A 12,702-nucleotide genomic window follows, 5' to 3' on the forward strand; every position below is an offset into this window, starting at 1 on the left:
TAATAGCAAATTTATTCATCTATATTTCTATTTTTTTGATTTGGACTATGCTATTTTACCATGCCTTCCTAATGTTAGGGGGGTATTTCCACTCACTAAAATATAAAGACTTTAAGAGGAGATTTAACATTCCACTGGAAGAATATCCAAAGGTAAGTATTCTCATACCTGCTCATAATGAAGAGATAGTCATTGAAGATACGATTCAATCAATGATTAGGCTCGATTATCCAAAAGAAAAACTCGAAGTGTTTATTATTAACGATAATTCGAGTGACCAAACTGGTGCCATTATTGACAGGTATGCAAAGGAATATTCTTATATCCACGCCGTCCATACGAAGCCTCCGCATGCAGGAAAAGGGAAATCAGGCGCATTAAATCAAGGGCTCAAACATTCTAGTGGAGAAATTATCGTTGTATATGATGCCGACAATACTCCTGAACCAGCGGCTATACGTAATTTGGCGTTGGGATTATTGAAAGATAAAGAAGCAGGGGCTATGGTAGGTAAATTTCGTGTAGTAAATGCAAATAAAAATTTATTAACACGACTAATAAACATCGAAACTTTAACGTTTCAATGGCTAGCTCAAGCTGGACGCTGGTTTTGGTTCAGAATGACAACGATTCCTGGAACGAACTTTGCGATCCGTAGGTCCATTTTGGAGGAGCTTGGAGGGTGGGATGAAAAAGCTTTATCGGAAGATACGGAATTAAGCATCAGGGTCTATAATCTGGGTTTTTATATCCGTTTTTTCCCGGAAGCTGTTACTTGGGAACAGGAACCAGAAAATATTCGCGTATGGTGGCGCCAAAGAACAAGATGGGCCAGAGGAAACATATATGTTATTTTAAAATATCTATTCCAAATTCATAAATTAAAAAATAAAAAAATAGTTATCGATATAGCATATTTCTTATTTACGTATTTTCTTTTTTTTGGCGGAGCTATGATTTCTCACATTATATTTGTCGTTAATTTGGTACATGATTTGAAGTTATCAATTGGAATTGTTTCCTATGCATTACTGATTATCGGATTTCTTCTTTTTGTGACGGAAGTTTGTTTGGCTTTAAGTATGGAGAAGAAACAGCTTACCACCAAAAACTTTCTTATTGTGTTATTAATGTATTTTACTTATTCGCAATTATGGATCCTTCTAGTAGTGCAGGCCGTTTTCCTCGAAGCAAAGAGGGTGTTATTAAAACAAGAAGTCAAATGGTATAAAACACAGCGTTTTATACAACCTGAACAAAAAAGGGATTCAGTGTAATTACGAAATGGAGAGCTAAAAGAGTAATTTATATCATTTCCCCTAACTATCCTCTAAATAAATAGGTTACCTCTAGTATTTTATACATCATTATTCTACAGTAATATTCATATTGGAATTTGGCGATTATAATTTACACATTAGTGTTACAGATAGAATTAAGTTAATTGAAATCCGCACTTTTATTTATTGGTTAGTATCGTATCATTAATAAGTGAATTTTTCTTATGTCAGTAATTTTTAGCCAACATGCCTTTAAATTGATAAATGATAAGTAGAGATAAAAACCGCTATTTTGCAATAAATGCAAAATAGCGGTTTTGGTTTTTATTTCTGCGCTTTTACCGGTTTGAAAATAGATAGAATGAAAATTAACAAACCTGTAATCCCAATTCCTAAAATAGTATTGAAGGAAGCACCTGTGTAAAAGCCGCTGCCGAAGTAGAAGATTTCGCGCAATCCTTCAGAAGCAAAGCGAATCGGTACCCAAGGGCGAATGAAGTTTACAAAGAAGCTTGGAAGCATTTCCTGTGGTGTCATTAGTACACCCATACCTAGAAGCATGACTACCATGAATAATGTAATAGCAGGTTTCCCGATCCATGCAGTAATTGCAGTTACTAATAAGAAGAAACAGAATGCTGCAAATGATACAAAGAAAGCAACTAGGAAGTAGCCAGGCATATTAATACCAGCGATGTAAGCCAATGTGGCTACAGTAAACCCTGAGAAGAGGGCAATAATAACACCGAATAATACTTGTTCACCCATTAATCGTACTACTTGTTTACGAGTTAAATTATCTCTTTTCAAAATGATGGATGTGGATAAAAATAATACGAAACCACCAATTAGCGCCCCTACCCAAGCAGGTACTGCCAATAAAGTTGGTGCACTGCCATTAGCTGTAGCTGAAGTAATTGGGTTAAATATCTGTTCATTCGCTACAATCGGATGCACTAGCACAGCAGCTTTTTCAGCATCAATTTGCTGGTCACCCATTTGTGCTATAAAATTTGCTGAGTATTGATTGCTTAACTGTGTAATTAAACCATTTAATGCTGTTTTAGCGACGTTGGCACCTGTCATGTTAAAGCCTTGGTTAAGATAAATTTCCAATGTCGCGGCACTATTATTAGCCAATGTATTTTGCACGTCAACGTTATAGCCTTCAGGAATAACTAATGCTGCATAATATTGTTTTTCATTAAATAATGCTTCAATATCCTCCAGTTTTTCATCTGTAAAAGCAAGCATTGGTTCTGCGCCATCAACACCTTGACTCATTTGCGCTACAGCTGCTTTCACAGACTCTACATGTTCACCTTCATCATTTACAATTAGTGCAACCGGCAGATTTTTTACTTGTGGATCTCCTTGTGCGAATAAGTTTACCGAAAATAGAGCAATTATTAATATAACGGCAATGGGAGCGGCCCAGGCTAATTTTTCTTTAAATAATTTCAATGGAAATCTTCCTTTCTCAATTTTGAACATGTTGTTTAGTGGTACCTGTTTATTTTATAATCGAGAAAAGTGCAAAGCAATCAACAAAATGAACAGATTGTTCAATTTTGTATGGAGGGGTGTTTTTTTGAGTATCTATAAAGAAAAAAATCGAAAAACAAAAGAGCTTATTCAAACGTCATTTATAAAAATTTTAGAGAATAAAACTTTTGAATCTATTACCGTAGGCGATATTGCAAAACAAGCACAAATTAATCGCGGAACATTTTATTTACACTTTATAGATAAATTTGATTTATTGGATCAAATAGAACAGCAGTTATTTGCGGATCTAGGTAATCGTATTGATGAATTGCAATCGAACTATTCATCTACACATACGTTTGAAAAAGAGCAGGAGCAATTAGCGGCTACTTTATTCAGTGCTATTAAAATACAATCCCCTTTACTTAAAATTTTTCTAAGTGATCATGGTAGAGCGGGTTTTCACCTTCGATTCAGGGCGGCATTTTCAGAAAAGGTACGTCTCAATTTAGAGAAAAACGAAAGTTTCAAAGCTACGTTAGAGGTCCCAATGGAATATTTTTTATCGTTTATCACATCTGCCTTTTTAGGATTAATCGAACAATGGGTTCAAAATGATTTAGATAAAACACCTCAAGAAATGACGACATTATATATTAATATTATTTCCTTTATTCAACAGACAAATACTAAAAAAGTGTGACATTGACTAAAAAACAATCAGGTAAAGAATTCTAAACCAACTACACTTATTTTAAGTATAAAATTAGATTTAATTTTGTTATAATTTTACAAATAATAGAGAGAGGGGTGGATTTTTATACTATTTATGTTAATTGTAAAAGCTTCAAGTAATTCGGAAAAAGGGAATCTTCCGAGCTCAGAGCTTATGGAAGCGATGGACAAGTACAACGAGGAATTAGTGCAGGCGGGTGTAAGAGTAATGGCGAAAGGACTTCATCCGAGTTCAAATGGTCTGCGCATTTCATTTCCCGTTCCAGGGGAAATGCCGGTTGTTATGGAAGGTCCTTTTACTGAAACGAATGAACTGGTTGCTGGGTTTATATTGATTGAGGTGAAGTCGAAGGAAGAAGCGATCGAGTGGGCAATGCGGATGCCCGACCCGCAAGGACATGGAGAAGGGCAGATTGAATTGCGTCAAGTATTTTAGGAGAAAGGGGGAAGTTTTGGTTTCAAGGTATAACCAAATATTTAGCTCGAAAAGTTACTAAAAGTTCCCCAATACTCCTGTTTATATAGTGGTGGATAAGAGGATATAAAGTTTACCATTATTACTGCATAATCCAACACTGGGTATATGCCGAATAAAAATCGATCCCCATAACGGATTGCTGTCAATGCAAGCGGTAATTCCCGCCTGAAAATGCCGTTTCGGCGTATTGCTGCTTCTACATCATGCTCTTTTTGATCTATATAAATATATACATTGTAGATTAGGGAATTACCATTCATTATCCACTGTCCTAATACTTCATCTCTCAACTCCTTATTAACTTTGTCCCAGGCAAACTGTGTCCCAATGGTCAAAAATAATTGTCCCGTAAAATCGGAGTGCGTTAATGTGTGATGCCTTGGAATAATTGGCTCTTGAGCTGTTACACCATTTCTATATTCAACAGTAAGCCTTTCAGGTTCAAATTTACTCATGTCACTACTCCCATCATCTTTTTTTATCAATATGCGACCTAATTGTTTATGGTGACGAAGCACTGCACTTTAAGTAAGAGGGGATAACAAAAGCACTTACATAATATTGCCCTCGGGATACGTTATTGTAAAAAAATAAAGTATTAATGTCTAAGTTACAAAAAATCACGAACATATATTAGATTAGAGTTCGTAATAGTAGGGAGGTGAATAATGTGGTATTTTTTAGACAGGACCCTAGAATGGGATATCCACCACCAGCTGGCCAACAATTCGGCCCTCCTCAAATGGGTAGACAACGTATGGGTTACCCTGGACCAAATGAATTTGCAAGACCTAGGGATTCCTTTTACTCTCCGTATCCAATTGATCCAAGGCAAGGCCAGCAACAGTTTAATCCTAATTCCCAGGCACCTGGCTCACGATTTGGAGGGCTAACAGATAATTTAAATACAATGATGGGTCACGTTGGAACTATTACAAATGGAGTAAATACGATGAGGCAGGTTGGTGCAATGCTTAACCTTTTCAGATTTTAAATAAATCCAATTTAGCATATCAATAGATCCTTATTGATACGCTTTTTTTAATATGTAAAAAAACCCAAAAGATAAGCTCTTTTGAGTTTCGGTTTCCTTTAGTTAAAGTTAAATATTGTATAAAGCACCGTCTATTGTAAATGAAGAAGAACTTACATAAGAAGCCTCATCGGAAAGCAAAAAGACAATGACATTTGCTACCTCTTCTGGCTCACCGTAGCGCTTCATCGGTACGGCATCATTGTATGCAGCTTGAGCGGCCTCCGCTGCGCCTGGGGCAACATTTGCTTCGATTTTACGCATCATTTGTGTATTGATGACACCCGGATTCACGGTATTTACACGAACATTGAATGCCGCTGCCTCTAGAGCCGCCACCTTATTAAGCCCCATTACGGCATGTTTAGAGGAATTGTATAGTGCCATACTTGGGGAACCAATTAAGCCTGCTACAGATGATGTATTTACTATAGAACCGTATTTTTGCCCTTTCATTACGGGCAATACATATTTTAAACCGAAAAGAACACCCTTTACATTAATGCTATAAACGAAATCAAACTCTTTTTCTGTAATGTCCTCAAGAGGCTTTGCTGGACCCTCTACACCTGCATTATTTACAAAACCATCGATGCGTCCAAATTTCGAAATAGTTTGGTCCACATAGTTCTTCACATCGTCCTCTTTGGATACATCGGCTTTTACGATTAAGCTGTTATCTACAGTAAGAGAAAGCTCTGTTTGAACTGCTTTGATTGCATCTTCATTTAAATCAACTAACACAACTTTTGCCTGTAGCCCAATTAATTTTCTTACAACCTCTTTCCCGATACCGCCTGCTGCCCCTGTTACGATCACTACTTTATTATCCAAACTCATTTTCCATCTCCTTAATTTGAAGTAAAAATAGCCTGCCAAATAGTTTAACCGCTTTTACAAAATGTAGACCTTAAAAATTTAGGTGCAATATTTATAAATGTAATTATTGACAGTTAAATTCAAAGTGTGGTAAATTTATCTCGAAATAAAGATATTTTAATTAGAGATAAAATTTCACGGGAAGAGGTAAAAAATATGAACTTTGAAGAATTAGTAAAATCTCGCCACTCCGCAATGAATTTTCTTGAAAATGAACAGATGACTGAAGAAGACTTTAGAAAAATATTTGAACTTACTAAAACAGCACCGAGTGCGTATAATTTACAATTTACAAATTACTTAGTCATTACGGATAAGGAGAAGAAAGAGAAGGTTAGGGAGCTAAGCTACAACCAATATAAAATTCATACAGCAAGCGGCGTTGTCATTGTAATGGGCAATAAAAATAGTATTGAAAGACCGGATGTTGAGAAAATTTATAGCCCATTAAAAATGCTGAAAATGATGGATGAAGTGGACTATGAAACAACAATTAGTACCATCAAAAACTATAGTGATGGTTTAAAGGGGAAACAAGGTGCACTGGATTTGGAATTGTCATTAAATGCGGGTCTTCACGCCATGTTATTTATGCTAAGCGCAAAACATTATGGCTTTGATACATGTCCAATGCATGTACATAATGTGGATGAATTAAGGAAAGTATTCAATATTCCAAATCATTTGGAGCCGATCATGATGATTACGATTGGAAAAAGTGTAGATAAAGTACGCGCCCGCGGATATCGTAAACCTGTTGGAGAATTTGTGAATTTCAACGGTTACTAAATAAGAATGTGTTAAAAGCCGAATTGACTTTTAACACATTCTTATTTTATTAAAAAGGATAGGGATAATGCTAGGGAATGTTTTTTCCTCTAGGTATTGGGTACTTTTATATAAATATCAATTTATAGGTAAATGGAAGAGGTGGGCTTTAGTATGAAAGTTCTGAATGTGGATATTGTGTGAATATTCTCTATTTATTTCTTAACTATATTGGTATATTTAAATAAATTTTATTCGGGAAACTACAAGAGAGGTGAAAACAGGTGAAAATTTCTAGCATTGTCCAAGGATCCAACCTCGCATTAGAAGATAGAAAACGATCACTACAGCGCAAAGAGGCAAGTGAAATTTATAAGAAGCATGCAAAATATACAGATACAAGTAAAAATCCACTGCTTGAAGCACTTGAACATTTACTTTCTGGTAAAACGGAAAAAGAATTGCACGACACGGATGTAGCAGCACGCACAAGTTCGCACCTACCAGTCGGGGAAAGCAAAAATCAACCTAAGGAATTCAATCCTTTGGAGAACGTAGATGTATCTTTTGTTATGCCTAAGAAATTCCAAAAGGATTTGGCACGTAATCCAGACGAGCAAACGTTAAATGACCTGGATAAGCTGTTATTTCAGCGTTCATTCAATACCGCTACACAAAAGTATAATTCGCATATTGCGATGGTAAATAACGGTTATCGTTCAATAGATGAACCGATTTTCTCCCAAATTGCATAACAACAAGCTCTCTTTAGTGGAACTACTAGAGGGGGTTTTTATTTTTAATTTGTGAAAGCCCCTTAATAGTGCATTCAATGATATACTATTTTCAAAGTTTGCTTCTTTTTTATTATGTTTAAATGCTCTCATAAAAAGAAGTTAAGCCGCCTAAAAATAAATAACTGCTGACCGGGCAGCATCCGGCGATTTTAAAGCCGGATCCAGACGCAATTATGCCGAGATGTATAAGATAAAAAGGAGTGTTTTCGTTGGCGAAGAAACAGGCCAAAACAAATGCAATTCGTTTAATTGAGCAGCAAAAAATTGCACACGAGATTTTTGAATATACAACAGAAAATGGGGGAGCGGTTGATGGCATCACTGTGGCAAGTAAAATTGGTCAGCCTGTGGAAATGGTATATAAAACATTAATTGCCACTGCCGGTAAGGGGAAATACTTCGTTTTCGTCATCCCAGTCGACGCTGAACTCAATTTAAAAGCAGCTGCAAAAGTAGTAGGGGAAAAGAAAGTTGAAATGATTCCAGTGAAAGAGTTGCTTGGCTTAACAGGATATGTGCGCGGAGGCTGTTCGCCAATTGGTATGAAAAAGCCGTTTCCAACATTTATCGACCAAGCCGCTGCAGCACTTGATTATATCATTGTGAGTGCAGGCAAAATAGGGATGCAAATTAAGCTTGCACCGACAGATTTAGTAAAGGCAACAAACGGTCATTATGCAGTGATTGCCGTGAAATAGAAAGAAGGATTGTTGTGTCGAAGAAATTTAAATGGCAATGGGGAAGTTTTTTTATAGGGCAAATTATTATGGCTCTGGGTATAACGATGACGATTAAAGGTAATGTGATCGGGACAGGTCCATGGGATGTTTTTCATATAGGCATGTATAAGCAGGTTGGACTAACGATTGGTTCGTGGTCTATTTTGACAGGGCTTTTTATTATTATCGCGACATCTCTTTATTTAAAGCGGATTCCGAAGCGGGCGACAATTTTAAATATGCTGTTGATTGGTTCGTTTATTGATTTTTTCAACTGGCTATTACCTGTGGCAAATATATTTTTGTTTGAGTTCGCCTATTTTACGGCAGGATTTTTTATCATGAGTATTGGTTGTGCACTTTATATTGCACCAAATTTAGGTGAAGGGCCTCGTGATACGATTATGATGATCATTGCGAGTAAAGGCTATTCTGTCAAAACAGGACGTATGATTATGGAAGTATTTGCAACAAGTGCAGGCTGGTTACTTGGTGGACCTGTTGGTGTAGGGACGGTTATTTTAGCGCTCGGCACCGGCTATGTCATTCAGCCATCGCTCTTTTTCTTTAGAAGAAAGCTTGAGGAAATAATAGGAGAGCCACTTACATAAAAAAATTTCCCTATATGCTAAAATAAAGTGGAGATAGAAATCGAAAGGATGAACGCGCATGTCAAACGTATTAAATACCTTTTTAGATGAAAATTTATTGGCATTACAAGCACAAGGTTTATACAATGAAATCGATCCGGTAGAAGGTGCAAACGGCCCGATTATTCAAGTAGCAGGCAAACAGTTGATTAACTTATCATCAAACAACTATTTAGGCTTGGCAACAAATGATGAGCTGAAGAAGATTGCACAAGATACAATAGCTACTTACGGTGTCGGTGCTGGTGCTGTTCGTACAATTAATGGCACACTTGATTTACACGTAAAACTTGAAGAAACATTAGCGAAATTTAAAGGTACAGAAGCAGCAATTAGCTATCAATCAGGCTTCAATTGTAATATGGCGGCAATTTCCGCTGTAATGGATAAAAATGATGCGATTTTATCGGATGCATTAAACCATGCTTCGATAATTGATGGCTGCCGTTTATCAAAGGCAAAAATTATTCCGTTTGCCCATGCAGATATGGATGATTTACGCGCAAAGGCAAAAGATGCAAAGGAATCAGGTCTTTACAATAAAGTAATGGTCATTACAGATGGTGTATTCTCGATGGATGGCGATATTGCAAAGCTTCCTGAAATCGTAGAAATCGCAAAAGAGTTTGACCTAATTACGTATGTAGATGATGCACACGGTTCAGGCGTTACAGGTAAAGGTGCAGGAACAGTGAAGCATTTCGGTCTGCAAAACGAAATTGACTTCCAAATCGGTACATTATCAAAGGCAATTGGTGTTGTTGGCGGTTATGTAGCAGGGAAGAAAAACTTGATTGATTGGCTAAAGGTCCGTTCTCGTCCATTTTTATTCTCTACCGCTTTACCACCAGGGGATGTAGCTGCAATTACACGCGCAGTGGAAATGATTATGGAATCTACAGAGCTGCATGACAAGCTTTGGGAAAACGGTCAATATTTAAAAGACGGCTTAGCAAAACTAGGCTTTAATATTGGAGAATCCGAAACACCGATTACACCATGTATTATTGGTGAAGAAAAGCTGACGCAGCAGTTTTCAAAGCGTTTGCTTGAGGAAGGCGTTTACGCAAAAGCAATCGTGTTCCCAACAGTCCAAAAAGGAACAGGTCGTGTACGCAATATGCCAACAGCAGCACATACGAAAGAAATGCTGGATGAAGCATTGGCGATTTACGAGAAAGTTGGCCGTGAGTTAGAAGTGATTAAGTAAAATAAAAGCCCGGCACTATTTACACATAGTGCCGGGCTTTTTGTGGAAATGGCGAATACCCAGAAGAAAGTGTCTATTAAGTAAGGGGTGGCGATTATCCGAGTGAAGTTGGCGAATAAGCTTATCTAAATGGCGATTATCGTTAATTAAGTGGATAATACAATTTTCATTTGGCGAATAAATTTCCCGCTTCTTCTTTGTAATTCAATTTTGACATTTTTAAATGACCAAGCTTGGTTATTTTGACAGCATTTCTGTAAAGAGCTCAAGCTTCGCAATACGTTGGATGGCTTCGCGCAACCGCTCTTCATCCACGAGTAGCCCGACACGAATATAACCTTCACCATACTCACCAAATCCATTTCCCGCAGCAACAGCAATATCTGCTTTTTCCAGTAAAAGGTCGGCAAATTGCTCGCTCGTATACGGTGCAGGGACTGGAAGCCAGGCAAAAAACGAGCCTTTAGGTGCAGTAATATGCCAGCCGATTTTTTGAGTTTCTTCCAAAAGGACATTTCGTCGTCGTTCATATAAATCCCGCAGTTCTTCCACGCAAGTTTGTTCTTCATTCAGTGCCAGGGCTGCGGCATGCTGAATTGCAGGGAACTGACTGCAAAAGAGATGGTCTTGAATAATATTAATTGCTTCTACTATTTGCGCATTTCCTACAGCAAATCCAATACGCCACCCCGCCATATTATAGGACTTCGACAAAGTATAAAGCTCAATGCCAACCTCCTTCGCACCAGGAGCCTGCAAAAAGCTTGGCGGACGCTCTCCATCAAAACCAATGGCACCATATGCAAAGTCATGTGCAACAGCGATACGGTTTTCCTTCGCCATCTGAACGGTTTGCTCGAAAAATTCTTTTGTGGCGATACCGCCAGTAGGGTTGTTCGGATAATTTAAATACATAAGCTTGGCGCGCTGCTTTACTTCATCTGCCAGGGCACTATAGTCCGGCAAAAACTGATGTTCTGTTTTTAGTGGCATTGTATCGAATTTAACATCTGCAAGTGCTACTCCCGACAAATAATCAGGATAACCTGGGTCTGGAAGAAGCATATAGTCTCCAGGGTTTAATAGCGCAAGCGGAAGTTCGACTAAACCTACCTTTGTCCCACCAAGTATCGCAACCTCTGTATGCGGATCAATATCCACATTATATTCACGTTTATAAAAGTCGGCTGCTGCCTGTTTTAATTCCGCAATGCCGCGAAACGGGGAATATTTATGTGTTTGCGGATCAGTTGCCGCCATCTGCAATGCTTCAACAATATGTGCCGGTGTTGGCTGATCTGGATTTCCTTGACCTAAATTAATGACATCGCGACCTTCTGCCATTGCTGCATTCACCTTATTCACAAGCGCTGCAAAAAATTGTGGAGGAAGCTGCTGTAGTTTTTTTGAGAATTCCATTATTCATCACCCTTTAAAAATATTAAAATTAATCTTAGTACTTTTCTAGGTTTAAGTAAAGCGAAGATTTTGATAACTCAAAGTAGAATGTTACAATAGAAGGCAAGTATGTGAAAACGATATTGTAGGAAAATTATTTAAAGGCGGTGTCTATTTATGAAAATCGGCTGTATTCAATTAAATGTAGGTTTTGGAAAAGTAGATGAAAACTATGAGCGTGCGGAAAAGTTCATTCGTGAAGCGGCAGCAGGTGGTGCAGAAATCATCGTATTACCGGAAATGTGGAATACTGGTTATGCACTTGAAAAATTAGATGAGCTTTCTGATGTTAACGGAGAGCGTACAAAAGTATTTTTAAGCGGGCTAGCAAAGGAATTGGCGATACATATTGTCGGTGGTTCCGTATCGGTAAAACGTGACGACAAGTTTTATAATACAATGTACACATATAATCGTGATGGGGAATTGGTCGGCGAGTATAGTAAAGTACATTTATTCCGTTTAATGGATGAGCATTTGTATTTGGAGTCAGGTAATGAGATGAACCGCTTTGCATTAGGGGAGCTGGAAGCTGGTGGTGTCATTTGTTATGATATTCGTTTCCCGGAATGGTTACGCACTCATGCATTGGATGGTGCAAAGGTATTATTTGTCCCCGCACAATGGCCAACGCCACGTATCGATCATTGGAAAATTTTATTGCAGGCCCGTGCCATTGAAAATCAGTGCTTCGTCGTGGCGGTAAATCGCATTGCACGCAAAGTGGAAAATTTCAACGGGCAATCGATGATTATCGGTCCATGGGGAGAGGTTCTTTGGACAGGTGCAGAAGATGAGGAGCTGGCGATTATTGATGTTGATTTTTCGAATGTCGAGGAAGTGCGCGGACGAATCCCGGTTTACGAGGATCGCCGTCCGGGTCTTTATGAGAAAGTGATAAAAGAATAAATTTTTGAAGCGTACCTGGTAGATATGGGTACGCTTTTTTATATTTCAAAATAGAGAGTGGAGATTAAGTTGTATTAAGTGGCGAATAAAAAATCAAGCTGTCTATAAAAGTGAAAGTGACGATTATCCGTGCTTAAGTGACGAATATGTAAAACCGATTGACGATTAAGTTTTTGAAGTTGACGATTAAGTCACTACAGTTGACGAATAAGAATAAAGAAGAGGCGAATAAAATTTCCCCGCCCTTAAAAAGACTATAATATCCAATAGATTGTCTAAAAAGAGCACAAATTAGGTG

Annotated in this window: 14 protein-coding genes; 10 read left to right on the forward strand and 4 right to left on the reverse strand. The window is 37.8% G+C overall.

Annotated features, from left to right (window positions below):
• Positions 1–2: 2 nt before the first annotated feature.
• Complete coding sequence (locus tag MKY13_RS02210; protein WP_191700860.1) at positions 3–1,277, forward strand: glycosyltransferase family 2 protein; 1,275 nt, start codon at positions 3–5, stop codon at positions 1,275–1,277.
• 327 nt (positions 1,278–1,604) lie between these two features.
• On the opposite strand, the gene MKY13_RS02215 is transcribed toward MKY13_RS02210, so the two are convergent.
• The gene (locus MKY13_RS02215; protein WP_339215034.1) at positions 1,605–2,744 is read right to left on the reverse strand and encodes an ABC transporter permease; all 1,140 of its coding nucleotides are present in this window, start codon (positions 2,742–2,744) and stop codon (positions 1,605–1,607) included.
• 127 nt (positions 2,745–2,871) lie between these two features.
• Between MKY13_RS02215 and MKY13_RS02220 the strand changes: the two genes are divergently transcribed.
• Together MKY13_RS02220 and MKY13_RS02225 are read left to right on the forward strand one after the other, a co-directional pair.
• Complete coding sequence (locus tag MKY13_RS02220) at positions 2,872–3,471, forward strand: TetR/AcrR family transcriptional regulator (RefSeq protein WP_191700719.1); 600 nt, start codon at positions 2,872–2,874, stop codon at positions 3,469–3,471.
• Positions 3,472–3,588: 117 nt separating this feature from the next.
• The gene (locus MKY13_RS02225) at positions 3,589–3,939 is read left to right on the forward strand and encodes a YciI family protein (protein ID WP_191700861.1); all 351 of its coding nucleotides are present in this window, start codon (positions 3,589–3,591) and stop codon (positions 3,937–3,939) included.
• Between the two features lie 41 nt (positions 3,940–3,980).
• On the opposite strand, the gene MKY13_RS02230 is transcribed toward MKY13_RS02225, so the two are convergent.
• Entirely contained in the window at positions 3,981–4,436 is a 456-nt protein-coding gene (locus MKY13_RS02230; protein ID WP_191700720.1) for a staygreen family protein, read from the reverse strand.
• A gap of 215 nt (positions 4,437–4,651) precedes the next feature.
• On the opposite strand from MKY13_RS02230, the gene MKY13_RS02235 reads away from it, so the two are divergent.
• On the forward strand, positions 4,652–4,975 hold the full coding sequence (locus MKY13_RS02235; protein WP_191700721.1) for a hypothetical protein: 324 nt from the start codon (positions 4,652–4,654) through the stop codon (positions 4,973–4,975).
• A 108-nt stretch (positions 4,976–5,083) separates the two neighbouring features.
• On the opposite strand, the gene MKY13_RS02240 is transcribed toward MKY13_RS02235, so the two are convergent.
• Complete coding sequence (locus tag MKY13_RS02240; protein ID WP_191700722.1) at positions 5,084–5,854, reverse strand: SDR family NAD(P)-dependent oxidoreductase; 771 nt, start codon at positions 5,852–5,854, stop codon at positions 5,084–5,086.
• Between the two features lie 195 nt (positions 5,855–6,049).
• Here MKY13_RS02240 and MKY13_RS02245 point away from each other — a divergent pair, with 195 nt between their 5' ends.
• The 5 genes from MKY13_RS02245 (at position 6,050) to MKY13_RS02265 (ending at position 10,037) form a co-directional block, all read left to right on the forward strand.
• Positions 6,050–6,682 (forward strand): nitroreductase family protein, encoded by a 633-nt coding sequence (locus MKY13_RS02245; RefSeq protein WP_339215037.1) that lies wholly within the window; start codon positions 6,050–6,052, stop codon positions 6,680–6,682.
• A 263-nt stretch (positions 6,683–6,945) separates the two neighbouring features.
• Positions 6,946–7,416, forward strand: coding sequence for a hypothetical protein (locus tag MKY13_RS02250; protein ID WP_339215039.1), 471 nt, complete (start codon positions 6,946–6,948; stop codon positions 7,414–7,416).
• A 251-nt stretch (positions 7,417–7,667) separates the two neighbouring features.
• On the forward strand, positions 7,668–8,156 hold the full coding sequence (gene ybaK, locus MKY13_RS02255) for a Cys-tRNA(Pro) deacylase (protein ID WP_191700725.1): 489 nt from the start codon (positions 7,668–7,670) through the stop codon (positions 8,154–8,156).
• A gap of 14 nt (positions 8,157–8,170) precedes the next feature.
• Positions 8,171–8,788 carry a YitT family protein gene (locus MKY13_RS02260; protein WP_191700726.1) on the forward strand — a complete coding sequence of 206 codons (618 nt, stop codon included), beginning with the start codon at positions 8,171–8,173 and terminating at the stop codon, positions 8,786–8,788.
• 58 nt (positions 8,789–8,846) lie between these two features.
• Positions 8,847–10,037 carry a glycine C-acetyltransferase gene (locus MKY13_RS02265; RefSeq protein WP_191700727.1) on the forward strand — a complete coding sequence of 397 codons (1,191 nt, stop codon included), beginning with the start codon at positions 8,847–8,849 and terminating at the stop codon, positions 10,035–10,037.
• A 237-nt stretch (positions 10,038–10,274) separates the two neighbouring features.
• Here MKY13_RS02265 and MKY13_RS02270 read toward each other — a convergent pair whose 3' ends face one another.
• Positions 10,275–11,456, reverse strand: a complete 1,182-nt coding sequence (locus MKY13_RS02270; RefSeq protein ID WP_339215041.1) for a pyridoxal phosphate-dependent aminotransferase — start codon at positions 11,454–11,456, stop codon at positions 10,275–10,277.
• 156 nt (positions 11,457–11,612) lie between these two features.
• Between MKY13_RS02270 and MKY13_RS02275 the strand changes: the two genes are divergently transcribed.
• Positions 11,613–12,404, forward strand: a complete 792-nt coding sequence (locus MKY13_RS02275; protein ID WP_339215043.1) for a carbon-nitrogen family hydrolase — start codon at positions 11,613–11,615, stop codon at positions 12,402–12,404.
• Positions 12,405–12,702 lie beyond the last annotated feature (298 nt).

The organism is Solibacillus sp. FSL W8-0372 (assembly GCF_037969735.1).
GTDB lineage: Bacteria > Bacillota > Bacilli > Bacillales_A > Planococcaceae > Solibacillus > Solibacillus faecavium.